This window comes from Aeromonas sp. QDB23 (assembly GCF_027707745.1).
GTDB lineage: Bacteria > Pseudomonadota > Gammaproteobacteria > Enterobacterales > Aeromonadaceae > Aeromonas > Aeromonas allosaccharophila.
This window is the reverse complement of record NZ_JAPCJA010000031.1, coordinates 35083-56370: the sequence shown is the minus strand read 5'-3', so window position 1 is coordinate 56370 and position 21288 is coordinate 35083. Positions and strand designations below refer to the sequence as shown.

Here is a 21288-nt window from a genome sequence, read left to right as displayed (position 1 = left end):
TCGAACCCTCGATACGTTGCCGTATACACACTTTCCAGGCGTGCTCCTTCAGCCACTCGGACACCTCACCAAATTTTGGTCTGTGGTTTAACGTGTTCAGCCAACACGGTGTTCACTGCGCTGTTGCGCTGGAACGGGGCGTAATTTAGGGGAAAGGGCTGTGTGGGTCAACCTCTTTTCCCCTTATTTTTCATAATCTTTTCCGAATGACTAACCCTTGCGCAGAATGCCGGTTTTTTAAACCGGATCAGGGCTTGTCGAGGATGATCAGACTGTCCGGCAGCTCGTTTTGATCCCGGGTGGCCGGGAACGCATCGGTCAGAATGGCGCTGACGCGCTCCACGCACTCCAGAAAACCCTGTTCGATCTCCTTGTTGCGCACTCGCGCCACGAAGTCGTCGATGATCTCCTGCCACTGGCCATTGTCGATATGCTGGGCGATGCCGTCATCCACCAGTATTTCGACATAGTGCTCGGCGGCAGAGACGAAGATCAGCACCCCGAGCCGGTCGCGGGTGCGGTGCAGCCCCTGCTCGACAAATTGCAGGCGGGCCATCAGCGCCGCCCGGTGCTGGCGTACTTTCTTCGGGATCAGCCGCATCTTGATGGGGGTCCAGTGGAACAGCAGGCTCAGCAGCAGCCAGACCGACCACTGCACCAGCAGGATTTCGTACCAGCCGAGCCAGAATCCGAGCTGGAACACCAGCAGCGGGGTGAGCATCGCCAGCAGCGCCGCCCAGAGGGTCGGAATGTAGCGATAGCCATCGCTGGCCGGTGCCAGCACGGTGACCAGTTCAGCATCAGTCTCTAGCTCCGCTTCGCGCACCTTGGCCTGAAGCGTGTGGAAGAACTGTTTAGAAATCATGATTTGTCTCTTTAATCCTGTTACCAGCCACCGGAGGCTCCGCCGCCGCCAAAACTGCCGCCGCCACCGCTGAATCCGCCGCCAGAGCGACCACCAAAGGCGCCGGAACCAAATCCACCGGCCATGTAGGCCGCCCGACGTCGTCCTCCCGGCCCACCGCCGCCACCCCCGCGCAGGTTGTGGAGCACGATCATCGCAATCACCACCAGAATAAACAGCCAGGGGCCACCGGATGTCTCATCCTTCTGCTGCTCGACTGGCTGATATTCCCCGGCGAGTGCCTTCATGATGCTCTGGCTGCCCGCCATGATCCCGGCCACCATATCGCCGCGCTTGAAGGCAGGCAGGATGCGACCATGGATGATGTTGGCGGCGATGGCGTCGGGCAGGGCGCCTTCCAGCCCGTATCCCACCTCGATCCGCACCTTGCGCTCATCCTGAGCAATCAGCAACAGCACGCCGTTGTTCTTGCCTTTCTGGCCGATCCCCCAGTGGCGACCGAGCTGATAGCCGTACTCCTCGATGGTCTCCCCGTCGAGGCTGTCGATGGAGACCACCACCAGCTGGATACCGCTGCGCTTTTCAAAGGCGGCCAGCTGTTGGGTCAGTTGATGGGCCTGTTTGCGGGACATCAGCGCCGCCTCATCCACCACCCGTCCGCTCAAGGCCGGAAAATTCGGCGCGGCCTGCAGCGCCGCCGTCCAGAGCAGCAGAAAAGGGAGCAGCGCACGCAGCATCATCTTCATTGGAAGCTGACCTTGGGCGCCTCATCGGCACCGGGTTTGGCACTGAAACTGGGTTTGGCCTCCAGATCCGAGTAGAGCAGCTTGGACCAGATAACGCCGGGGAAGGTGCGGATCTCGGTATTGAACTGGCGCACCGCCTCGATATAGTCGCGGCGTGCCACCGAGATGCGATTCTCGGTTCCTTCCAGCTGGGCCTGCAGGGCAAGGAACTGCTGATCCGCTTTCAGCTCGGGGTAGCGTTCTACCACTACCATCAGGCGGGAGAGGGCGCTGGAGAGCTGGTTCTGCGCCGCTTCAAACTCCTTGAGCTGGGCAGGATCGCTCACCTGCACGCTGCCGACCCGGGCACGGGCATCGGTGACCGCCTTTAGGGTCTCCTGCTCATGGCTGGCGTAGCCCTTGACGGTGGCGACCAGATTGGGAATGAGATCGGCACGGCGCTGATACTGGTTCTCCACCTGCCCCCAGCTCGCCTTGACCTGCTCATCCAGGGTCGGAATATTGTTCATGCCGCAGCCGGTCAGGCCGAGCAGCAGGGTCAGGGTCAACAGGCTCTGCGTGGTTCTGCGCCAGAGTGATGTGGCCATCTTGTTGTTCTCCTTTGATATTTCGAGTCGATAGTGCGCCATGGATGGTGTACGACCAAGAGTGCACCACCATACCAGCTTGGGGTCAGTTGCCACAACGCGCAGGTAGTTCGGGTCGCTTGTTGATGCCGGAGACCTTGGGCAGTTGGGGCTTGTCTTTGAGCCAGGAGGCCAGCTCTTCCCCGCAGCCATTGCCGGGTGGAATGGGGGCCTGAGGTTCGCAATCGGGGCTGCCTACCGGGCAGCGCAGCCTCACGTGGAAGTGGCTGAAGTGGCCCACCCAGGGGCGTAGCTTGGCGACCCAGGGCTCGTCACCAGCCTGTTGGCAGACCGCGGCTTTGATCACCGGATTGACGAAGATACGGGCCACCTCGGGTTTGCTGGCCGCAAGCCGCAGCAGGGTGAGCTGCTGGGGGCCAAAGCGGCCCGGTAACATCTTGTAGCTGGGTTCGTCGATCAGTGCCCACTCCTTGGGGGCATCCTGCTCCCATTTGCTGATGGGGCGGTTGGCCATGCGAAACCAGATATCGGCGTCGAGTCCGGTCTGGTGGCTGCGATGGCCGGAGGTAAAGGGGCCGCCCCGGGCCATCGCCAGATCGGCGATATAGAGATCCGGCAGCCCGGCCATGCGGGTCTGGTTGGCCAGCGTCTGCAGATAGTGGATAAGGTCGGGGTGGCCGTAGTAGCGCAGTCGTTTGGTGCGGATCACCTGATAACCCGGCCCTTCGAGGGGCAGGGATACGCCGTTTTTCAGGCAACCGGCGGCATAACCACCGATGGCTTCCGCTTGCAATACAGTCGCCAGCAACAGGGACGTCAGCATGTGCGTGCTCCTTGTCTTGCTTCGAGTCGGCTCAGCAATACGAACAGACTCAAACATATAAATAAATAGGCCGTGGCCACCAGCAGCCAGATCTCGTAGACCAGTCCGCTGGAGTTGGCCATCTCGGTGCCGACGAAGGTGAGCTCCTGCACCGAGATAAGGGAAACGATGGCGGTATCCTTCACCAGCGCAATGAGCTGGCCGGTGAGGGGGGGGAGCATCAGCAGCATGGCCTGCGGCAGGATCACATGGCGCAGCCGCACCCAGGGGGAGAGCCCGAGGCTCTGCGCCGCCTCCCACTGGCCACGGGGGATGGCGGCCAGCCCGGCGCGGACGATCTCGGCGACGAAGGCTGCGCTGATCATGCCAACGCAGAGGGTGCCTGAGATGAGGTTCTCCCAGCGGGCAGGTGGGCCAAACAGCGCCTCTTGCCACGGGGAGAGTGATACGGTGCCGAGCCAGCGGGAGAGGCCGCTTGCAGGCAGCAGCTGGTTGGCGATAAAGAAGTAGAAGATGAAGATAAAGACCAGCGGCGGCAGATTGCGGATCAGCTGGATAAACAGGGTCGCGGGCATCACCAGCCAGGGTCGGCGGCTGAAGGCAGCTACCCCCAGCGCAGTGCCGAGCAGCAGCGCCAGCACCATGCCGAGCAGGGCGATACGGAAGGTGGTGAGCAGACCGCTGAAAAAGTAGGGCAACTCGCCGTGAGGGCCGGGGGTGAACAGCAGGTCGAAGGCTTCATGCCAGCGCCACTGATAGGCCACTCCGATGTGCAAGCGGCTGGCCAGCCAGAGGCCTGCCAGCAGCAAGAGCAGGGCGATCGCCCCATCCAGCCAGTTGATACGCCGACATCGCTTCTGGACGATTCGCCGGATGGTCTCTTTTAGAGCAATCAGCATCAGGGATTGGCGACCTGCGCTTCCCACGCCAGCGACTTGAACCAGTAGTCATGGCGCGCCTTGAGCCAGCCATCGGCCTGACGGGCGGCGATCCACTCGTTGAACTGCTCAGCCAGGGCATCATCCCCCTTGCGCAGGGCAAAGCCTTCATCGCCTTGTGCCAACGGCTCGGCAAACGGCATAAAGAGGGCATCCGGGTGGCGCAGCGCCTCTTGCTCGGGTTTCGGGGAAGAGGAGAGGGCGCCGTGGGCGCGGCCGTTCAGCACCTCCTGAAATACCTGTGACTCGTCATCAAACTGGCGCAGGGTGGCCTTGGGGAAGTGTTCTTTTGCCACCTGTACCGGTGAGGCGCCACGACGTACCGCCAGGATCACCCCGCGCTGGTTGAAGTCCGCCACGGTTTTCTTCTCTTTGGCCATGGTGCTGGAGGCGGCCAGCTGCACCCCCGAATGGGAGTAGGCCTGGGTGAAGCGCACGCTCTTCTCCCGCTCGGGGGTGATGGTGAGGCCGCCGATGATGACGTCATATTTTTTCGCCAGCAGGGAGGGGATGATGCCATCCCAGGCGGTAGGCACGAACTCTACCTGCCAGCCGTTATCTGTGGCGAGGCGACGGGCCACGTCAATCTCAAAACCGATCAGCGCCCCTTGCTTGTCGCGCATCGCCCAGGGGGCGAAGGTGGACATGCCGACCCGCAGGGTACCGCTCTGCTCGATCTGCGCCTGGGTGTCGGATGGGGCAGTTTCTGCCAGTGCCGGAGTGAGCAGGCTTGCCAGCAGCAGGGCTGCGCCCGACAGGGTGGTCTTGAATGACAGATTCATGGTTAGCGTCCTTGTTGATCCGGATTCAGGTGACGGGCCAGTGCCCGCGAACAGGCTGACAGCGTCAGGGTTAACAGCAAATAGAGGGCAGCTACGGTAAACCACACCTCAAAGGTCAGAAATGTATCGGCAACCAGAGTACGCCCTTCGTTGGTCAGATCGAAGATGGCGATTACACTCACTAGCGCCGAATGTTTGATAAGGGAGACCAGCTCGTTGGTCAGCGGCGGCAAGGTGATGCGCACCAGCTGGGGCAGGATCACGGTGCGCAGGGTGATGGCCCGTGACAAGCCAAGCGACTGGGCTGCCTCCCACTGTCCTTTGGGAATGGCCTGTACACCTGCACGCAGCACTTCGGCGGTGAAGGCCCCCTGATAGAGGGAGAGGCTCAACACGGCGCAGGCAAGGGGGGCCAGCCCCAGCATGGGGCCCAGCAAGAAATAGAGAATATAGAGCTGCACCAACTGGGGCGTGGTGCGCACCAGCGCCAGATAGGCGATGGCGAGCCAAGGGCCGAGCCTGGAGGGAAGCAGCCGCAGGCTAACCACGCACACCCCGACCACCAAGGTGCCCAGCAGACTGAGCAGTGCCACCTGCAAGGTGACTAGCAGGCCGTTTAGCAGGGGGCCGGCATAAAAGGTCCCCTCATCCCACTCGCCGAGAAAGGGCAACACCCGCGGCCACTGCCACTCATAGCCCATCTGGCGAGCGCCGCTATAGAGCGCCCAGCCCAGTAGCGCAGAGAGCATCACAGTGCCTGACAACCAGCCGAGCAGGTGAGGGTGTTTGAGCCTAGCCATGATAGCTGAGCACCTGTTCGAGGAAGGCCTGGGTGCGCGGGTGCCGGGGGGCGCTGAACAGCTGGGCGGGCGTGGCCGATTCGATGATCTTGCCCTCGTCCATAAAGAGCACCCGATCTGCCACCTGACGGGCAAAACCCATCTCGTGGGTGACGCAGATCAGGGTCATCCCCTCGTCAGCCAGCTCGCGGATCACATCGAGCACTTCACGGATCATCTCGGGGTCGAGGGCGGAGGTGGGCTCGTCAAACAGCATCAGCTCGGGTTGCATGCAGAGGGAGCGGGCGATGGCGACCCGCTGCTGCTGGCCGCCGGAGAGCTGGTGGGGGTACTTGTCGGCCTGCGCCTGAATGCGCACCCGCTCGAGCAGTCCGAGCGCCCGGGCTTTGGCCTCCCGGGGGCGCAACCCCAGGGTATGTACCGGTGCCACCATCAAGTTTTCCAGTACCGTCATATGGGGGAAGAGGTTGAACTGCTGAAACACCATGCCGACCCGACCTTGCAGGCGGCGCAGGTAGGCGGGGGTCACCGGCTCGCCAAACAGGCACAGCTGGCCGCCGTCGATCCCCTCCAGCCCGTTGATGGTGCGGATCAGCGTCGATTTACCGGAGCCTGACGGGCCACAGATGACCCACTTCTCTCCCCGTTCAATGGTGAGATCGATGTGATGAAGAGCCTGAAAGTCGCCATAGAATTTGTCGACGCCACAAAAGCGCACACAGGGTTGCGAGCTGGTCAAGAAACGGGTTCCACTGAGAATCATTTACGCCATGGTATTGATTTTATAGGGGGATGACAAAGAAAACCCCCTTGTCAGCATCCTGATGGCTATTCACAATGGCGCCATTTCGTGATGACAGGAGCTTTTCATGCGTATTACATCCTTGCTTGCCGATTCACAGGTACAGCTGTTGATGCCGCCAGCGGTTCGCTATCGCTGCGTCATTTTTCTGCTGTTGCTGGTGAGTTGGGGCGTGGTGGCGGCCTCCTTGTGGCATGGCTGGGGCGCCATGGCGCTGCTCAACTGGGTGGGCGTGGTCTTTGGTGGCATCACCGGTATCATGGTGTCGCTGCCCCGCAGCTGGCAGCCCTGGCGACTGGCGGAATTGGGCTGGGATGAACAGTATATCTATCTGCTCAATGGCAACAAGGATGAGGCGCTGGCGCTGCCCCGCAGCCAGCTGGTGGCGCTCGAGCGAGAGCGGCGAGTGGGTCACGATGGCCAGTGGCTCGACTTCAGCCTCGATCTGCAACTGAGTGAAGAGCAGCTGGCGGCGGCCATGGCCTTGCTGGATCTCAAGGCGGGGGAGTTGCATCTGGTGAGCCCGTCGGTCTATCGCTTCGGCTTTAAACGGGCCTGGCACGGTCGCCGGATGCTGGCGCAACGGTTGTCAGATCTGCAAGCGGCCTGAATCGACTATTTTCTCGACAATTCCCGGCAAAGCTCAGATACTGCCAGTGACTCGAATTGATCTTGTCTGCACTGTTCACCCAAGAGATCAATCACTTGACGACAGTGTGGAGAAGGCCACGGCATGAAGCCATGGCAGGTCCGGCATAGGGGTTGTGCCCTTACCGTTATGCCGGGAATTGCATAGAGAAGGCACCTTGAATCGAGAGTGGATGGCATGAAGATTTACGTAGGAAATCTGTCGTACCGGATGACGGCCGACGAACTGAAAACCCTGTTCAGCCAGTTTGGACAGGTCGACAAGGTTGATATCATCATCGACCGCGATACCGGCCAGTCAAAGGGGTTTGGTTTTATTGAAATGCCGGTCAATGGTGATGCCGAAAAGGCCATCGCCGGTCTGCATGGCACTGAAGTCGGTGGCCGTACCATCACCGTCAACCAGGCCAAACCGAAGACAGATGCTCCTCGTGGTCGCCCGCAACAGCGCCACCGCTAAGGTGCCTCGGCAATGAAAAACGGCATGGGTTTCCCCCATGCCGTTTTTGTTTCTGGACGTTTTGCTGTGATCAGGGGACGTCGTAGCCGAGCGCCGCTTTGCGGATGCGGAACCACTGCTGGCGATTGAGGGCGATGGATTCGGCGGCCACGGCGGCAGCAATCCGCTCCCGCTTGCCGGAGCCAATCAATGGCAGCGGCTGGCTTGGCAGCATCATCACCCAGGCGTAGACCACCTGCTCGATAGTCTGGGCGCCCACTTCCTGACGGATCTGCTCCAGCTCTGCGCGCAGCGGGGCATAGGCATCATCGCTGAACAGTCGGCCGCCGCCGAGACATGACCAGGCCATCGGCTTGATGCCAAGCTGCTGGCACTGATCCAGGGTACCATCGAGGGTCCCTTCCTGATGAAGCGGCGAGATCTCCAGCTGGTTAGTGACCAGCGGGAAGGGAAGGCGCGATTGCAACAGCTCGAACTGACGAGCGGTGAAGTTGGATACCCCGGCGTGCTTGATCTTGCCCGCCTGTTTCAGGGTGATAAAGGCGTCGGCCACTTCATCGGCGTTCATCAGGGGATCCGGTCGGTGGATCAGCAGCAGGTCCAGATGGTCGGTGCCGAGTTTGCGCAGCGAGGCTTCGGCGCTGGCGATGATATGACCCTTGCCGGTGTTGTAGTGGTTGAGGGCATGTTCCGGTTTGGCGGTGAGGGCGATGCCACACTTGCTGACGATCTCCATCCGCTCGCGCAGGGAAGGTTCGAGGCGCAGGGTGTGACCAAACGCCTCTTCGCACTGGTAGCCACCATAGATATCGGCGTGATCGATGGTGGTGACCCCCAGATCCAGATGATATTTCATCAGATCGAGCAGAGCGGCCGGAGAGAGCTGCCACTCCATCAGGCGCCAGTAACCCATGATGAGGCGAGAGAAGGTGGGGCCTTGCGGATGCAGGGTGACACGGGATACAGACATGGTTGACTCCTTTAAAAACGCGATGCGAAAACGATGTGCAACATAGATGACTGCGGGCATCTTGGCGCCATGTGGCTGGCAAAGCAATCATGGGCAGTGGCATGATTCGAACTTTGGTTCTGACCGGAGAGAGTTATATGGAAGGATTTGCCGAGCGCTTGCAGAGCCTGATCGGGGAGATGAGCGTGAGTGCCTTTGCCCGCAAGGTGGGGCTCAGTGAAGCGCTGATCCGCAAATATTTGAAGGGAGCCGAGCCTGGCCTGGCGCGGGCCAACCAGATCGCCATGGGGGCCAACTGCTCGCTGGAGTGGCTGGCAACCGGCTGCGGTTATCTCTACCGTCAGGCGGAAGTGGTGGACAGGGAGGCGCTGGCGGCGGCGCAGCAACTGCTGGGCGAGCAGCAACCCGGGGTTGGGCTGCCCGATGAGGAGGCGCTGGTCACCCTGCTCGCCTACTACCAGTTTTTGCGCACCCACAAGAAAGCGGACGGTTTTCTCGATCTGGCGCTGGCGCGGGAGTTTGGCCGCCATCTGGGGGAAGCGTGATGAGGGGCATATTACCCTTTGGTCGTGTCACGGCCGGTTGATTATTCTGATACGCTCTAAGCAAGATAACTCTCCATGGAATGGGCGATGAGCTACTTGATCCTCGGAAGCGGTGCGCTGGGCTCGGCGCTGGCAAGAGAGCTGATGGCAAGGGGGGAATCCTTCCTGCTGGCCGGGCGCACCTATCCAAAAGGGATCGAGATGGGGGCCTTCTTCCCGCTGCAAGAGGTGGATGCGATCTCGTTCGATGCCTTGTTTACCCTCTACGATACCGATCCGCTCCCCACTGTGGTCATCAACACCATCGGCGTGTTGCACGATGTCAGCTTTATGCCGGAGCGGCGGGTTGAAGAGGTGCACCCCAAGTGGCTGTGCGACAGCCTGCTGGCCAATGCCTGGCCAACGCTGGCGCTGGCTGCCCGCTTCAGCCGGTTGATGGGCAATGACCATCCGCTGTGGCTCTGCGCCATCTCCGATCTGGCGGGCTCCATCGCCGCCAATCTGGAGGGGGGACGTTACAGCTACCGGATGAGCAAGGCGGCCCTCGATATGGGGGTGAAAACCCTAGCCCTCGAGTGGGCGCAGCGTTTCCCGCAAGCAGGGGTGGTGGCGGTGGCGCCCGGCCTGATGGACTCCCCGATGAACACCCCCTTTCTGAGCGAGTTGCCTGCGGAACAATTGCAGGATCCTGCCGAGGTGGCGGTGAAACTACTCAATCTCATCAAGGGGTTATCGTTGACTCAATCGGGCCAGCTAGTGGATCTCAACGGTCAGCCGCTGCCCTGGTAAATCTCGCTAACGGCTTCGCCAGACGCCCATTCGCTTCACATTCTGCTCATGCGCCCCTTGCCAAGCGAAGGGCGCATGGCTAACGTCACTCTCCTGTTTCAGGAGGGATCTCATGCGCTATATCGATTTACGAAGTGACACCGTCACCCAGCCTACTGATGCCATGCGTCAGGCCATGCTCCACGCCGAAGTCGGTGACGATGTCTATGGTGAAGATCCGGGCGTCAACGCGCTGGAGGCCCACGGGGCCAGATTGCTGGGCAAACAGGCGGCACTGTTTGTGCCGTCCGGCACCATGTCCAACCTGCTGGCGGTGATGAGCCACTGTCAGCGCGGTGAGGGGGCCATACTGGGATCCGCCGCTCACATCTATCGTTACGAAGCGCAGGGGAGTGCCGTGCTGGGCTCCGTGGCCCTGCAACCCTTGCCGATGCAGCGTGACGGCACGCTGGCTTTCGATGATATCAAGGCCGCGCTGGCGCCTGATGATGCCCACTTCGTCCAGACTCGCCTGATCTGCCTTGAGAACACCCACAACGGCAAGGTGCTGCCGCTCTCCTATCTGCAAGAGATGGGGGCATTCGTTGCTGAACGCGGCTTGAAGCTTCATCTCGATGGTGCCCGGCTTTTTAACGCTGCCGTGGCCAGCGAGACAGCGGCCGCGGTGATCGCCGCGCCATTTGACAGCATCTCGATCTGCCTCTCCAAGGGGCTGGGCGCACCGGTGGGTTCGCTGCTGGTGGGCAGTCACGACTTCATTGCCCGTGCGCGCCGTCTGCGCAAGATGCTGGGGGGCGGCATGCGTCAGGCGGGCATTCTGGCGCAAGCCGGTCTGTTTGCCCTCGAGCAGCATGTGACCCGTCTGGCCGATGATCTCCGCCGTGCCAAACGGCTGGCCGAAGGGCTGGCGGCACTGCCGGGCATCGAGCTCGACCTCTCGCTGGTGCAGAGCAACATGGTGTTCCTGCGGCTGAGTGAGGGGGAATCAGCCCCTCTGCTCGCTTTTATGAAGGAGCGGGGGATCCTCTTCTCCGGTTACGGCGAGCTGCGGCTGGTGACCCATCTGCAAATCAACGATGACGATATTGAAGAGGTGATCGACGCCTTCACCGAGTATCTCGGAGCGCGTTGAGGCGGTTTGGTGAGGTAGAGGTTATACCGAGACCTGTTTATACAGAAATAACAGAGGGCGCCGCGGCGCCCTCTGTTATTTGCAGCAAGCTCAAGCCTGCCGCTGGCCGCTCATCAGCATGGCCTCATCGGTGGCATCGTAGATCATCACCGCGATGTGGGTCACCTGACCGCCGAAATCGGCCAGTGGCACCAGCGTCAGGTTCTGGAACATGTGGGGGGCCGAGCCGGTAATGGGGCGGTAGTTGGAGAAACGCAGCAGGTAGGGCTTCTGCTCCCAGGTGCTGAAGGCGCGGTTGTTGAGCTTGAAGACCATGTTGGCCTTGCGCTCGAACCAGGCTCTGTCCACATCGGGGAAGAGCTCGAACAGCACGCCGTCACGCACTTCACCGGCCAGCCGGCCACTGTGGCTCTCCATAAAGCCATTCCACACCTGAATCTTGTACTCCTTGTCGAGCACCACCAAGCCTACGTCCAGGTTCTGGACTATGTTCATCAGCCAATGAAATTCACGGATTTCCATAGTCACTCCTAGAGCATGTGCATGATTTTGTTGTTCATGGTGGCGATGGAATCTTCGGTAAACAGCAGCAGCAGATCACACTGCACCGCGTAATCCTGGATCCGGTAGTTGATCTCGATGGCGAGTGTGCGGCGCCAGCGACTCTTGTTGGTGTTGATCAGCTCGTTGATGGGTCTGTGCTGGCCGAGCACCACCGGGTGGCCCTGACTGAAGGGGGTATCGAGCTGGTTGGCGTAGCCACGCAGGAAGGCGCCGATCAGCACATTGGCGGTATCCATCAGCAGCTCCAGTTCGGCGGTGCGATCCAGCGTCCCCTGATGGTTCATCAGCTTGGCCAAATCTTTGAAGCTGGAGTCATGGAACAGGATCAGCGCTTCGCCGGCGATCCCGGCCCCGATAAAGCCCTGACAGACGGCGGAGAGGGTATCTGAATCCGCAGCCGCCGAGAGGGCCATGTGCAGCTCGGAGACTTCCAGCACGTTAACGTTGGGGATGGGCAGCACCACGAAGGCGTTGAGCAGACGGGCCAGCAAGTCGGCCGCCTGCCCCATGGAGACGTTGGCCAGCTCCTGATAGACATCGCGGATTTCGGGGGTGATCTTGACGCCCGCATCGGCTATCACGCCGCTGGGCAACAACTCGGTAGCGCTTGGCAAACCGCTCGGGGTCGCACTCCAGAAGCCGTGTTGTTTGAGCAGGGCGAGCAGGGTATCGGGGGCGGCGGGTTTCTTGATGAAATCGAGCGCCCCCAGCCCCATGACCCGCTGATAGGCTTCCGGCTGGATGTCGCCGGAGACCACGAATACCTTGCTACGCAGCCCCTCCCGCTGGAGGGTCTCCAGCACGCCGTAACCGTCCATCTCCGGCATGGTCAGATCGAGGAAGATGAGATCGCCATGACCCATCAGCACCTGTTCGATCCCTTCGAGACCATTGGCTGCGTAGTGCAAATCGACTTTCCAGTCGGCCGGGAGTGCCCGTGCCAGCTGTTTGCGGGCGAACCCGGAGTCATCACATATCAATACATTCATGGCGTTAGGCAGGCTCTGTTGGCAAGGGTTGCTATAAGTGTGGCCCGCTAACGGTCAGATGCAATGGGTGAGGGTGTCGCCTTGTGAAAATTGGTTGTCCCATTGCCGGTTGCGATAGCGCGCTGAGTATTTTTCAACAAATTCAACGAACATCTTAACACGCAACGGCGCAAACTGGTGTTGGCAACACAACATGTAGAAGGGGCGATTGCCGGTTTGCCAGTCGGTCAATACCGGCACCAACTGCTCGTCATGAAGGAAGTTGTTCAGATAGTGCAAGGGGGCGTTGACGATCCCCAGATGGCGCCGGGCTGCGCGCACCGCGGCCTGGGTCTGGTTGACGGTCAGCTTGGCGCTGCGTTTGACGCAGACGCTTTGGCCATCCTTGTCGGTCAGCTGCCAATGCTGGTGCGGCCAGCAGTAGATGAGATCGTGATCTTCCAGCTGGTTGGGGTGGGACGGGGTCCCCTTCTTGGTCAGATAGAGCGGCGAGGCAAACAGGCCGTATTCGATATGACCGAGACAGATCGCATTGGGCAGGGATTGGGGCAGCTCGCCATTGAAAAAGACCAGATCCCGATCATTGTCGAACAGGTGCTGGTGATCATTGGTCTGGGTGATGTCGAACTGCACCTCGGGATAGTGCAGTCCGAATTCGGCCAGCATATCGATGAGGATGGTGTTGGAGAGCGCGATCGGCGCCGCCACCCGGATAAGCCCGGTGATATCGGCCTCTTTACCCTGGATCTCGCTGGTGGCCTGCTCGATTTGGGCGAGCGGCGTGCAGAGGCGCTCGTAGTATCTGAGCCCCTCATCGGTAAGGCGCAGCTTGCGGGTAGAGCGATGTAGCAGGGAGCAACCCAATTGCTCTTCCAGCTGGGAAATGCGTCGACTGATGGTGCCTGTTGGCATGCCCAGTGCGGCGGCAGCGTGGGAGAATCCTCCCTCTTGCACCACCTTGACGAACAGGTAGAACTCTTCGATGTGCTTCATAAACGCTGTTCTGGGTGTAACAAGGGGGCAACCATAAAAAGAGCGTTCCGGGTTGGCAAGGGTAATTCAGCGTTTAATTGATCTGGATTCGATTTCTGCTGATACCAGTTTTCGACTCTTCGTTCACACTCCTGCTACCTGCTCGCTTTCGCTCCTCACCATGCGCGCGTCAACCCGTCCCGGTCAGCCACACCGTTCAAGGCGGCCAAACGCAGTGGTCACGGGGCGAATCTGAGGGTGAGGGGGGCGTAAAAGTCAGCCAGATCTGCCTCACAGTGCGGTTTCTCCTTTTTGAAGAGTGTGACCAAGGTCATATATTCGGTTTTTGCACACAGACAGTGGAAAAATCCATCCTGGATATATCTGTTCCTCCCGGACGCACTATTTTTGTCCATCTTGGTGGTTTTTTGGCTGTTTACCCAGCCACTTGGTTAATTAATGAAAGCTTTGTGGCAATGAATGACGACTATTTCTGTCGTTGATTTAATTGTTAATAGTTGTGTTGTCGCAGCGAATAATGAATTTGTGTTTCAAGGTCTCGAGTGGGTAGCTCTTAGTACTTGTTTTTACTGGGGAAAAAAGATAAAAATCGACAGTGTGATTTGTTCTGATTAACAGGTTGTTTGGCTGAGTCCGTTTCTGTATTTCAGGATATGCTCCCCCTGTTGCTCATGTCTGAAATAGTGTTGTCTGCTCTTGGCCATGTTAAAAAAGATGATGGCCGGGAGGTGTTTGCACCTTGCATTCTCCATCTAGCGGTTTGCTAGATCTGTTTTTAACCAGTGACCATCCCGCATGAATGACCTTGACCAGATGAATACGCTTGACGAACGGTTACTGAAGACGATGGATGTTCTGCATACCCCGATCTGGGTCTATGACATCGAGCATCATCGTATTTTCTGGGCAAACAGCGCCGCGCTCCCGGTGTGGGAGGCGACCTCACTCGACGAGCTCTGCGCTCGCGACTTTTCTGCCGACATGGCGACCGCCATCGATCTGCTGTTGCAGCGCTATCTGGGTGATTTTCAGCAGGGGCGCAGTTACAACGAGTGGTGGACCCTCTCCCCGAAGGGGGTCAAGAAGCAGATCTATCTGCGCCTCTCCGGCATTCAGCTGGCTGGTCGTCTGATGATGATGACCGAAGCGGTGCTCGACTCCGATGCCCTCTATCAGGAGTCATCCCTGGCGAGCGGCGATACCCTGGCCAGCCTGTTTGATAGCAAGGGCAATTTCGAGAGCGGTAACTACCACTTCGAGATCTGTTTCGGTCAACAGGTAGCCCGGCTCTCCCAGGTCTTCTCCGGTAATGACGACAGTTTTTACCAGAAGCTCTCCCGGCTCGATGAGGTGGTGACCGAGGGAGAGTGTCGCACCCTCAAGGGGATGCGCTGGTTCCAGTATCAGTTCCGCTATATCCAGCAGGGTGCCCGCATTCTGCTCACCATGCGCGATATCACCGACCGCAAACTCGAGGAGCTGGAGCATCGCCACCTCGCCTGGCACGACTCCCTGACCGGCCTGCTCAACCGTTATGGCTTGATGAAATCCCTCGAGGCCTATTGCGGGCTGGGTGAGCGTTTCGCGCTGGTGTTCATGGATCTGGACAACTTCAAGCTGGTTAACGACAACTACGGCCACAAGGCGGGAGATCGCCTGCTGGAGCGCGTCGCCGGTCGCCTCAAGCAGATTTGCCCGCGGGATGTGGAGCTGGCTCGCCTCGGTGGCGACGAGTTCACTGCGCTGGTGCCGCTGGGCAATCAGGGGGATCGGGCGCAAGAGGTGGCCGATCAGATGCTCTCCCAGATGACCAAGCCCCTGCAGTTGAGCGGGCTGCCGGAGGTGACCATTGGCGGTAGTATCGGCATAGCCATCTATCCCGATGATGCCGATGACGGGGACAACCTGATCACCCGTGCTGACATGGCGATGTATCAGGCCAAGCAGATGGGGCGGCTGCGCTGGCAGCGTTTCACCCCCAGCATGCAGCAGACCCTGCAGCGCAAGCTCAACCTCAAGCAGTTTCTGGCCAAGGCCATCGGTCGTCAGGAGCTGAGTCTCTGTTACCAGCCACAGGTCGATGCCGCCAAAAAGCGCCTGATCGGTTACGAAGCGCTGCTGCGCTGGTACAACCCGGTGCTGGGCCATGTCTCGCCGGTGGAGTTTATCCCGCTGGCCGAAGAGATGGGGCTGATCCGCGAGATCGGCAGTTGGGTGCTCTCCACCGCGTTGGCCCAGATGGCAAGCTGGCAGAAGCGTTTCCAGCAGCGGGTGCCGGTTTCCGTCAACCTCTCCGGTTTCCAGCTCTCGTCGGCGCTGCCCGGGCAAGTTCGCCAGCAGCTGGAGCTGCACGGGGTGGATGCCTCCCTGTTGACACTGGAGCTGACCGAAACCGTGCTGATGCTCGATATGAAGGGGTGCCTCGGCATCCTCGATGATTTGAGCGAGCAGGGGATCAAGATTGCCATCGACGATTTCGGTACCGGTTACTCCTCACTGGCCTACCTCAACCGCTTGCCGATCAACAACATCAAGCTGGATCGCTCCTTCGTGGTCGGTCTCAACTTGCCGGTGATCCGGGCGACTGCGGCCATGGCCACCAATTTGGGGTTGGGGATTATGGCGGAAGGGGTGGAGGAGCCTCACGAGTTGGCAGCTCTGCAGACCCAGGGGTGCCATGTGTTCCAGGGGTATCTGTTCAGCAAGCCACTGACGGTGGCGCAAGTCGAGGCGAGCGGCTTTGTGGTGGAGTGTCAGGTTGGGCGTTATCCACTGCTTAATGCTGTAATGGCAGAGTAACAAGTGTGCGTTAGGCCACAATTTGGGATTTTATTCCGCCACATTTAATCAATATTAATCATCTTTTTGCGGCCCGTCATGAGACGGATTGGCAGGAATTGTTAGCATGCGAGCTCATTTCTAGGGAAAGGAGTATCGCAATAATGAGTCATGCTGCTGCCAATGACCGTCCGGCCAGCTCTTCCAAGGGCTGGCTGAACCGTTTCCTCAATGGCGTCGAGAAAGCCGGGAACAAATTACCCGACCCCGCCATGCTGTTTCTCTACGCCTTGCTGATCGTCTGGGTCGGCTCCTGGGTGTTGTCACAATTCCAGTTTGATCTGGTCAATCCCCGCACCGGGGAGGCCGTGGTGGTCAACAACCTGCTGACTGGCGCCGGTCTGGCCGAGTTTCTCTCCACCATGGTGACTACCTTCACCGGCTTTGCCCCGCTGGGGATCGTGCTGGTGGCCATGCTCGGGGTCGGGGTGGCCGAGCAGTCCGGTTTTATCAATACCGGTCTGAAAAAGTTGCTGAAAGTGACTCCCGCCCGTTTTCTCACCCCCATGTTGATCCTGGTGGCGATCGTCAGCCATACCGCCGCAGATGCGGGTTATGTGCTGGTGATCCCCATTGGCGGCATCATCTTCCACGCGGCCGGGCGCCATCCGCTGGCGGGCATCGCCGCCGCCTTTGCCGGCGTCTCCGGCGGTTTTGCCGCCAACTTCCTGCCCTCCGGCGGAGATGCACTGCTGCAGGGCTTTACCCAGTCCGCCGCCCAGATCCTCGACCCTGACTACATGGTCAACACCCTCTGCAATATCATCTTTACCGGTGCCTCTTCGCTGCTGATCATCTGCGTCGGCTGGTTTATTACCGAGAAGGTGGTGGAGCCGCGCCTCAAGCACGTGGCGCTCAACGAGGATCTGGAGAGTGCCGACGAGATGGGGCGCTACAGCGCGCAAGAGAGCCGGGCCTTCAACTGGGCCGGGTTTGCCATGCTGGCAGCTATCGTGCTGCTGGCGCTGGCGCTCTCCCCGAGCGATTCGCCGCTGCGTGCCGCCGATGGTTCCCTGACCACCTTCGCCGCGCCGGTGATGAAGTCCATCGTACCGCTGATCTTCCTGCTCTTTATCCTGCCCGGGATTGTCTACGGCTTTGTCGCAGGTAGCTTCAAGAGTGGCAAGGATGTGATCGACGCCATGTCGGCCACCATGAACAAGATGGGCTCCTACATGGTGATGGCCTTCTTCTGCGCCCTCTTTATCAAGGCGTTTGGCGACTCCAACCTGGGCACCCTGCTGGCCCTCTCCGGCGCCGAAGTGCTCCATGCACTGGCGTTGCCCGGTGAAGTGACCATCGTCGGGATGATCCTGCTCACCGCCAGCGTCAATCTGGTGGTGGGGTCGGCCTCGGCCAAGTGGGCGCTGATCAGCCCGATCCTGGTGCCCATGCTGATGGCGGTGGGGATCTCCCCCGAGCTGACCCAGGCAGCCTATCGGGTCGGGGATTCTGCCTCCAACATCATCACCCCGCTGATGGTCTTCTTCCCGCTGGTGGTGGTCTATTGCCAGCAGTATGTGAAGAGCACCGGGATCGGTACTCTGGTCTCCATGATGCTGCCCTACTCGCTGGCCTTCCTGGTGAGCTGGACCATTTTCCTGCTGCTTTATTGGGCGCTAGGTTTCCCGCTCGGGTTGCAAGCCCCTTACGTCTATCCGGCCCCTTAAGCCGGGTGTGCGAGGGAGCCTTGGGCTCCCTCGTTTTTTTCGCTATGGTGTTACCTCATTTTGGAGGTGCCATGAATCAGACCATCGATCTTATCCTTTCCCATCGCTCCATTCGTCAGTTCACTGCCGAGCCGATCGCCCCGCAGCAGCTGGATGCCATTCTCGCCGCCGCCCAGTCTGCCTCGACCTCGAGCTTCTTGCAGGTGACCAGCATTGTGCGAGTCAGCGAGCCCGAGGCGCGCCAGCAGCTGGCCGTGCTGGCGGGCAATCAGCCTTATGTGGTGCAGGCAGCCGAGTTTCTGGTGTTCTGCGCCGATTACCATCGTCACAGCCAGATCGTGCCCGAGGCCCAGACCGGTTATGCGGAGCAGTTGCTGATCGGTGCCATCGACGGCGCCCTGATGGCGCAAAATGCCCTGCTGGCGGCGCAGTCGCTGGGGTTGGGCGGGGTCTATATCGGCGGACTTCGCAACCATCCGGCCGAGGTGAGCGAGCTGCTCGGCTTGCCCCATCAGGTGATCCCGCTGTTTGGTCTCTGTCTCGGCCATCCTGCCCAGCAGCCGGAGCAGAAACCCCGTCTGCCCAGGGGGTTGGTGGTGCATCAGGAGCGCTACCGGCACGAGCTGGATCGCGACCTGCTGGCCCAATACGATCAGCAGATCGCGGACTACTATCAGGCCCGTAGCAGCAACAACAAGCAGCAGACCTGGAGTGGCCAGATCCGCGCCATTCTGGGCAAGGAGTCCCGTCCTTTCATGTTGGGCTTCCTGCAATCTCGGGGCTTTAACCTCAAGTAATGGCGCTGATGGGCGATACTATGGGGAGGTGACCGTCATGGTCATCATCCCCTGATCCTGCAATCTCTCCCTGAGACCGGGGACACAGCTTGGCGACAAATCGTGGGCAAGGGGGGATCTGCAGGCTACCTTAAGTGGGTAAGCTGTTGTAGGATCACGCAATTGGATAGGAACAGGGGTTTGGACATCCTATGATTTTAACTTTGGTATTGCTGTCTATCGGCGCACTCCTGTTTTTGGTTATCGCCTATAACGTGGTGCAGCAATATAAGCAGAAGGCGGAAGCGGAAAAGCGTCACGCCATTGCCAGACACAAGACGGTGGCCGACGAGACCGAAGAGGTGCTGCTGAACGTCAATCTGGTGCCTTTCTCCAAGAATATGGTGTTGCTGTTGCAGCACCGGATCCTCGATGCCTATCGCGCCATCGTGCAGGTGATGCCCAACAACCAGATCAAACAGCGCATCGCCGATGTGCAGATCCAGATCAAGAACGTGCAGGAAAATTACAGCAGTCAGGATGAAGGACACTTCAAGACGCCGGAGTCCGACCGTCAGGCGATCCAGATGCTGCAACTGGTGAAGAAGCTGCGGGCGGTGCTGCGTGTCGAGCACAACAAGGGCAAGATTGACCCTCAGGGGTTCGCCCAGGAAGAGCGCCGCCTCGAGCTGATGCAGCTCAAGATCAACATCTCCAATCTGGTCAAGCGGGCGATGGATGCCCGCATTCAGGGCCAATATGGCACTTGCCGTCAGCTCTATACCAAGGGCCTGTCGGCAATGGCGAGTGTGGCCGACAAGGATCCCTACCTGCTGGCCCGTGAAGAGGATATGCGCCAGGGCCTCAAGGAGCTGGAAGAGCTGCAACAGCAGAACAGCGCGCAGGATCTGCAAAACATCAAGGACAAGGAAGCCGACGAGCTCGATGTCCTGTTTCAACCCAAGAAGAAATGGTAAGCATGTCTCATCCACTCGATTCCACACTGGGGCCAATGGCCCCATTTGTTTCTCAGCTGTTGGCCGAACTGGCCGCCACTGGCATCAATATTCCCCAGCCAACGGTCGATCACCTCTGCTATCGGGCGGCAACCTTGCAGGAGTACCGTGCGCGATGTGCTGTGCTGGCTGAGGCGGGCATCTTGCTGGTGGAGGGGATGATCGGCGGTCGTCCCATCGCCACTTATCAGTTGCATCAGCCGCTGCTGGTCGGTGAGGTGCAGGTGCCCTGTATCGAACTGGCGGCGCCGAAGCCGGGTCGTGTCCATCAGGCGGGACTGGAGCATATCGAACTGGTGGTCGCCTCACTGCAGGAGCTGGTGGCGCACTATCCCGAGCACCCGTTCAAAACCGGCAATATGCAGGATACCCGCAACCCCGATATCGGCCTGATGCTGCCCTCCGGTCAGATCAAGTTTCACCTGTGCCCGCTGGCAGAGGTGATCGCCGAAGAGGTGGCGACCGGCGCTGTGGTCGTGGTGCCTGCGGATTATTTCGAGCAGGATTGATTGTGCGCACAATGCCGAGCGCACCTTACAGGTTCGTGAATAGCGCAGCAAAAGAGGTCACCGGTGTGACTAATGCCAGCCAATCAAGCCTGACTGGTATTGTTTTTATTGATTTTTTCACACTATCTCTCTGTGGCCTGGCCTTCACGCCGCAGGGTAATGTCGTACCTTTCGTTCTGGTAACACAAACTGCCCCGTTTGTTTCTCCAGGTCAGCTACTCGCTTCGGGATAGTCCTCGCTGACATGTATGGCATGCAGCTCCGTTCATGGGTGAGATAGACCGACGCCATGTGAAAACTCAACTGGCTCGCCGTGTATCCCTTCAAACTCGCCGCCATCTTCACCATCGCTGCGCAGCAGGTTGTATGCCAGCAGCCCGCCCCACAGCTCTTGCCGTATCCCCGCCGCCGTCTTGCTACGCAGGGTCAGCCGGTGCGGCTGCAGGCTGTGCTTCATCTCCCGATAGCCCAACTCGATTTCCCAGCGGTGGCTGTAGAGCTCGACGATGTCGGCTCCCGGGAAACGCATCGGGTCGACCATTGAGGTCAACACTTGGCGCTCCTTGCCGTTGATGTTGCGGGTCAGCAAGCGGGCTTCCAACGTGTCCGGCAGTTGCGGCCACTTCTTGCGTGCCTGTGGACTGGTCGTCAGATGCACCAGCACATCATGACGCCCCAGCTGGCGTGCACGCCCTTTTTGGGCGGTAAGAGCCAGTGCCGCTCGCAGCCGGTGGTTTGACAGGTACAGGTATGGAACGGGCTAAGCGAATAGACCCCCCTTGTCGAACAGGGTCAACGAGTGGTCTGTTCGCCGAACAGAGTCATGATTAGCTCGGATGGAATGAGGTCAGAGAGTGACTCAAACTGGGCGGCATTGTTGGCGTTGAGGAAGTCGAGATCCTGGTCGATACGCATAAAAAATCCGAAACAAAATCAACAGGTTTCGGATTTTTACACATCAGGAGGATCGGTCAATGGATCCTTGACTGATCGGCATTAACCTTGTCGGCGCCCTGTTGCATGGTAGGAACCGCATCGCGGTGAGG

General features: G+C 59.5%; 23 protein-coding genes and 1 pseudogene. 10 read left to right on the top strand and 14 right to left on the bottom strand.

What is annotated here, in order from left to right:
• Positions 1 to 247: 247 nt before the first annotated feature.
• The 8 genes from PG888_RS14075 to PG888_RS14040 form a co-directional block, all read right to left on the bottom strand.
• Complete coding sequence (locus PG888_RS14075; RefSeq protein ID WP_005337196.1) at positions 248 to 865, bottom strand: TPM domain-containing protein; 618 nt, start codon at positions 863 to 865, stop codon at positions 248 to 250.
• A gap of 20 nt (positions 866 to 885) precedes the next feature.
• Positions 886 to 1611, bottom strand: a complete 726-nt coding sequence (locus PG888_RS14070; protein WP_182937680.1) for a TPM domain-containing protein — start codon at positions 1609 to 1611, stop codon at positions 886 to 888.
• On the bottom strand, positions 1608 to 2198 hold the full coding sequence (locus tag PG888_RS14065; protein WP_005346564.1) for a LemA family protein: 591 nt from the start codon (positions 2196 to 2198) through the stop codon (positions 1608 to 1610). The genes PG888_RS14070 and PG888_RS14065 overlap by 4 nt, the downstream gene beginning before the upstream one ends.
• A gap of 85 nt (positions 2199 to 2283) precedes the next feature.
• On the bottom strand, positions 2284 to 3021 hold the full coding sequence (gene mepA, locus PG888_RS14060; RefSeq protein WP_182937679.1) for a penicillin-insensitive murein endopeptidase: 738 nt from the start codon (positions 3019 to 3021) through the stop codon (positions 2284 to 2286).
• A complete protein-coding gene (locus PG888_RS14055) occupies positions 3015 to 3920 on the bottom strand; it encodes an amino acid ABC transporter permease (RefSeq protein ID WP_182937678.1) in 906 nt (301 codons plus the stop codon). Before PG888_RS14055 ends, mepA begins: the two co-directional genes overlap by 7 nt.
• Positions 3920 to 4741, bottom strand: coding sequence for a transporter substrate-binding domain-containing protein (locus PG888_RS14050; protein ID WP_043823663.1), 822 nt, complete (start codon positions 4739 to 4741; stop codon positions 3920 to 3922). Before PG888_RS14050 ends, PG888_RS14055 begins: the two co-directional genes overlap by 1 nt.
• A 2-nt stretch (positions 4742 to 4743) precedes the next feature.
• On the bottom strand, positions 4744 to 5541 hold the full coding sequence (locus tag PG888_RS14045; protein WP_182937677.1) for an amino acid ABC transporter permease: 798 nt from the start codon (positions 5539 to 5541) through the stop codon (positions 4744 to 4746).
• Complete coding sequence (locus tag PG888_RS14040; RefSeq protein ID WP_182937676.1) at positions 5534 to 6304, bottom strand: amino acid ABC transporter ATP-binding protein; 771 nt, start codon at positions 6302 to 6304, stop codon at positions 5534 to 5536. The genes PG888_RS14045 and PG888_RS14040 overlap by 8 nt, the downstream gene beginning before the upstream one ends.
• Positions 6305 to 6410: 106 nt before the next feature.
• Between PG888_RS14040 and PG888_RS14035 the strand changes: the two genes are divergently transcribed.
• The gene (locus PG888_RS14035) at positions 6411 to 6953 is read left to right on the top strand and encodes a hypothetical protein (RefSeq protein WP_182937675.1); all 543 of its coding nucleotides are present in this window, start codon (positions 6411 to 6413) and stop codon (positions 6951 to 6953) included.
• 216 nt (positions 6954 to 7169) lie between these two features.
• Complete coding sequence (locus PG888_RS14030; protein WP_005337180.1) at positions 7170 to 7451, top strand: RNA recognition motif domain-containing protein; 282 nt, start codon at positions 7170 to 7172, stop codon at positions 7449 to 7451.
• 70 nt (positions 7452 to 7521) lie between these two features.
• On the opposite strand, the gene PG888_RS14025 is transcribed toward PG888_RS14030, so the two are convergent.
• A complete protein-coding gene (locus PG888_RS14025; protein WP_182937674.1) occupies positions 7522 to 8421 on the bottom strand; it encodes an aldo/keto reductase in 900 nt (299 codons plus the stop codon).
• A gap of 137 nt (positions 8422 to 8558) precedes the next feature.
• Between PG888_RS14025 and PG888_RS14020 the strand changes: the two genes are divergently transcribed.
• From PG888_RS14020 to ltaE, 3 genes are all read left to right on the top strand, one after another.
• Positions 8559 to 8966: a helix-turn-helix domain-containing protein gene (locus tag PG888_RS14020; RefSeq protein WP_033137628.1), complete on the top strand. Its 408-nt coding sequence runs from the start codon at positions 8559 to 8561 to the stop codon at positions 8964 to 8966.
• A gap of 87 nt (positions 8967 to 9053) precedes the next feature.
• Positions 9054 to 9755, top strand: a complete 702-nt coding sequence (locus PG888_RS14015) for an SDR family oxidoreductase (protein ID WP_182937673.1) — start codon at positions 9054 to 9056, stop codon at positions 9753 to 9755.
• Between the two features lie 112 nt (positions 9756 to 9867).
• Positions 9868 to 10887, top strand: a complete 1020-nt coding sequence (ltaE, locus tag PG888_RS14010; RefSeq protein ID WP_182937672.1) for a low-specificity L-threonine aldolase — start codon at positions 9868 to 9870, stop codon at positions 10885 to 10887.
• 90 nt (positions 10888 to 10977) lie between these two features.
• Here the strand turns inward: ltaE and PG888_RS14005 are convergent, their stop codons facing one another.
• From PG888_RS14005 to PG888_RS13995, 3 genes are read right to left on the bottom strand one after another with little or no spacing between them, the layout of a single operon-like run.
• Positions 10978 to 11409 carry a PAS domain-containing protein gene (locus PG888_RS14005; RefSeq protein ID WP_162626913.1) on the bottom strand — a complete coding sequence of 144 codons (432 nt, stop codon included), beginning with the start codon at positions 11407 to 11409 and terminating at the stop codon, positions 10978 to 10980.
• 8 nt (positions 11410 to 11417) lie between these two features.
• The gene (locus PG888_RS14000; RefSeq protein WP_058051749.1) at positions 11418 to 12440 is read right to left on the bottom strand and encodes a response regulator; all 1023 of its coding nucleotides are present in this window, start codon (positions 12438 to 12440) and stop codon (positions 11418 to 11420) included.
• A 54-nt stretch (positions 12441 to 12494) separates the two neighbouring features.
• Positions 12495 to 13433, bottom strand: coding sequence for a LysR family transcriptional regulator (locus tag PG888_RS13995; protein WP_075112857.1), 939 nt, complete (start codon positions 13431 to 13433; stop codon positions 12495 to 12497).
• A gap of 846 nt (positions 13434 to 14279) precedes the next feature.
• On the opposite strand from PG888_RS13995, the gene PG888_RS13990 reads away from it, so the two are divergent.
• From PG888_RS13990 to PG888_RS13970, 5 genes are all read left to right on the top strand, one after another.
• Positions 14280 to 16232: a putative bifunctional diguanylate cyclase/phosphodiesterase gene (locus PG888_RS13990; RefSeq protein WP_075112858.1), complete on the top strand. Its 1953-nt coding sequence runs from the start codon at positions 14280 to 14282 to the stop codon at positions 16230 to 16232.
• Between the two features lie 143 nt (positions 16233 to 16375).
• The gene (locus PG888_RS13985) at positions 16376 to 17941 is read left to right on the top strand and encodes an AbgT family transporter (RefSeq protein ID WP_182937671.1); all 1566 of its coding nucleotides are present in this window, start codon (positions 16376 to 16378) and stop codon (positions 17939 to 17941) included.
• A gap of 71 nt (positions 17942 to 18012) precedes the next feature.
• Positions 18013 to 18738 (top strand): oxygen-insensitive NADPH nitroreductase, encoded by a 726-nt coding sequence (nfsA, locus tag PG888_RS13980; protein ID WP_182937670.1) that lies wholly within the window; start codon positions 18013 to 18015, stop codon positions 18736 to 18738.
• A 191-nt stretch (positions 18739 to 18929) separates the two neighbouring features.
• Positions 18930 to 19694, top strand: a complete 765-nt coding sequence (locus PG888_RS13975; RefSeq protein ID WP_058051754.1) for a hypothetical protein — start codon at positions 18930 to 18932, stop codon at positions 19692 to 19694.
• Complete coding sequence (locus PG888_RS13970) at positions 19688 to 20242, top strand: VOC family protein (protein ID WP_182937669.1); 555 nt, start codon at positions 19688 to 19690, stop codon at positions 20240 to 20242. The genes PG888_RS13975 and PG888_RS13970 overlap by 7 nt, the downstream gene beginning before the upstream one ends.
• Positions 20243 to 20325: 83 nt before the next feature.
• Here PG888_RS13970 and PG888_RS13965 read toward each other — a convergent pair.
• A pseudogene (locus PG888_RS13965) lies at positions 20326 to 21056 on the bottom strand (transposase); the annotation flags it as partial.
• The gene (locus PG888_RS13960) at positions 21035 to 21157 is read right to left on the bottom strand and encodes a hypothetical protein (protein WP_267967743.1); all 123 of its coding nucleotides are present in this window, start codon (positions 21155 to 21157) and stop codon (positions 21035 to 21037) included. The gene PG888_RS13960 and the pseudogene PG888_RS13965, both read right to left, overlap by 22 nt.
• Positions 21158 to 21288 lie beyond the last annotated feature (131 nt).

Excerpts from the sequence above, each read along its gene's own strand:
- PG888_RS14075 (WP_005337196.1), bottom strand. The coding sequence starts at position 865 with ATGATTTCTAAACAGTTCTTCCACACGCTTCAGGCCAAGGTGCGCGAA.
- PG888_RS14070 (WP_182937680.1), bottom strand. The coding sequence starts at position 1,611 with ATGAAGATGATGCTGCGTGCGCTGCTCCCTTTTCTGCTGCTCTGGACG.
- PG888_RS14065 (WP_005346564.1), bottom strand. The coding sequence starts at position 2,198 with ATGGCCACATCACTCTGGCGCAGAACCACGCAGAGCCTGTTGACCCTG.
- mepA (WP_182937679.1), bottom strand. The coding sequence starts at position 3,021 with ATGCTGACGTCCCTGTTGCTGGCGACTGTATTGCAAGCGGAAGCCATC.
- PG888_RS14055 (WP_182937678.1), bottom strand. The coding sequence starts at position 3,920 with ATGCTGATTGCTCTAAAAGAGACCATCCGGCGAATCGTCCAGAAGCGA.
- PG888_RS14050 (WP_043823663.1), bottom strand. The coding sequence starts at position 4,741 with ATGAATCTGTCATTCAAGACCACCCTGTCGGGCGCAGCCCTGCTGCTG.
- PG888_RS14045 (WP_182937677.1), bottom strand. The coding sequence starts at position 5,541 with ATGGCTAGGCTCAAACACCCTCACCTGCTCGGCTGGTTGTCAGGCACT.
- PG888_RS14040 (WP_182937676.1), bottom strand. The coding sequence starts at position 6,304 with ATGATTCTCAGTGGAACCCGTTTCTTGACCAGCTCGCAACCCTGTGTG.
- PG888_RS14035 (WP_182937675.1), top strand. The coding sequence starts at position 6,411 with ATGCGTATTACATCCTTGCTTGCCGATTCACAGGTACAGCTGTTGATG.
- PG888_RS14030 (WP_005337180.1), top strand. The coding sequence starts at position 7,170 with ATGAAGATTTACGTAGGAAATCTGTCGTACCGGATGACGGCCGACGAA.
- PG888_RS14025 (WP_182937674.1), bottom strand. The coding sequence starts at position 8,421 with ATGTCTGTATCCCGTGTCACCCTGCATCCGCAAGGCCCCACCTTCTCT.
- PG888_RS14020 (WP_033137628.1), top strand. The coding sequence starts at position 8,559 with ATGGAAGGATTTGCCGAGCGCTTGCAGAGCCTGATCGGGGAGATGAGC.
- PG888_RS14015 (WP_182937673.1), top strand. The coding sequence starts at position 9,054 with ATGAGCTACTTGATCCTCGGAAGCGGTGCGCTGGGCTCGGCGCTGGCA.
- ltaE (WP_182937672.1), top strand. The coding sequence starts at position 9,868 with ATGCGCTATATCGATTTACGAAGTGACACCGTCACCCAGCCTACTGAT.
- PG888_RS14005 (WP_162626913.1), bottom strand. The coding sequence starts at position 11,409 with ATGGAAATCCGTGAATTTCATTGGCTGATGAACATAGTCCAGAACCTG.
- PG888_RS14000 (WP_058051749.1), bottom strand. The coding sequence starts at position 12,440 with ATGAATGTATTGATATGTGATGACTCCGGGTTCGCCCGCAAACAGCTG.
- PG888_RS13995 (WP_075112857.1), bottom strand. The coding sequence starts at position 13,433 with ATGAAGCACATCGAAGAGTTCTACCTGTTCGTCAAGGTGGTGCAAGAG.
- PG888_RS13990 (WP_075112858.1), top strand. The coding sequence starts at position 14,280 with ATGGATGTTCTGCATACCCCGATCTGGGTCTATGACATCGAGCATCAT.
- PG888_RS13985 (WP_182937671.1), top strand. The coding sequence starts at position 16,376 with ATGAGTCATGCTGCTGCCAATGACCGTCCGGCCAGCTCTTCCAAGGGC.
- nfsA (WP_182937670.1), top strand. The coding sequence starts at position 18,013 with ATGAATCAGACCATCGATCTTATCCTTTCCCATCGCTCCATTCGTCAG.
- PG888_RS13975 (WP_058051754.1), top strand. The coding sequence starts at position 18,930 with ATGATTTTAACTTTGGTATTGCTGTCTATCGGCGCACTCCTGTTTTTG.
- PG888_RS13970 (WP_182937669.1), top strand. The coding sequence starts at position 19,688 with ATGGTAAGCATGTCTCATCCACTCGATTCCACACTGGGGCCAATGGCC.
- PG888_RS13960 (WP_267967743.1), bottom strand. The coding sequence starts at position 21,157 with ATGCGTATCGACCAGGATCTCGACTTCCTCAACGCCAACAATGCCGCC.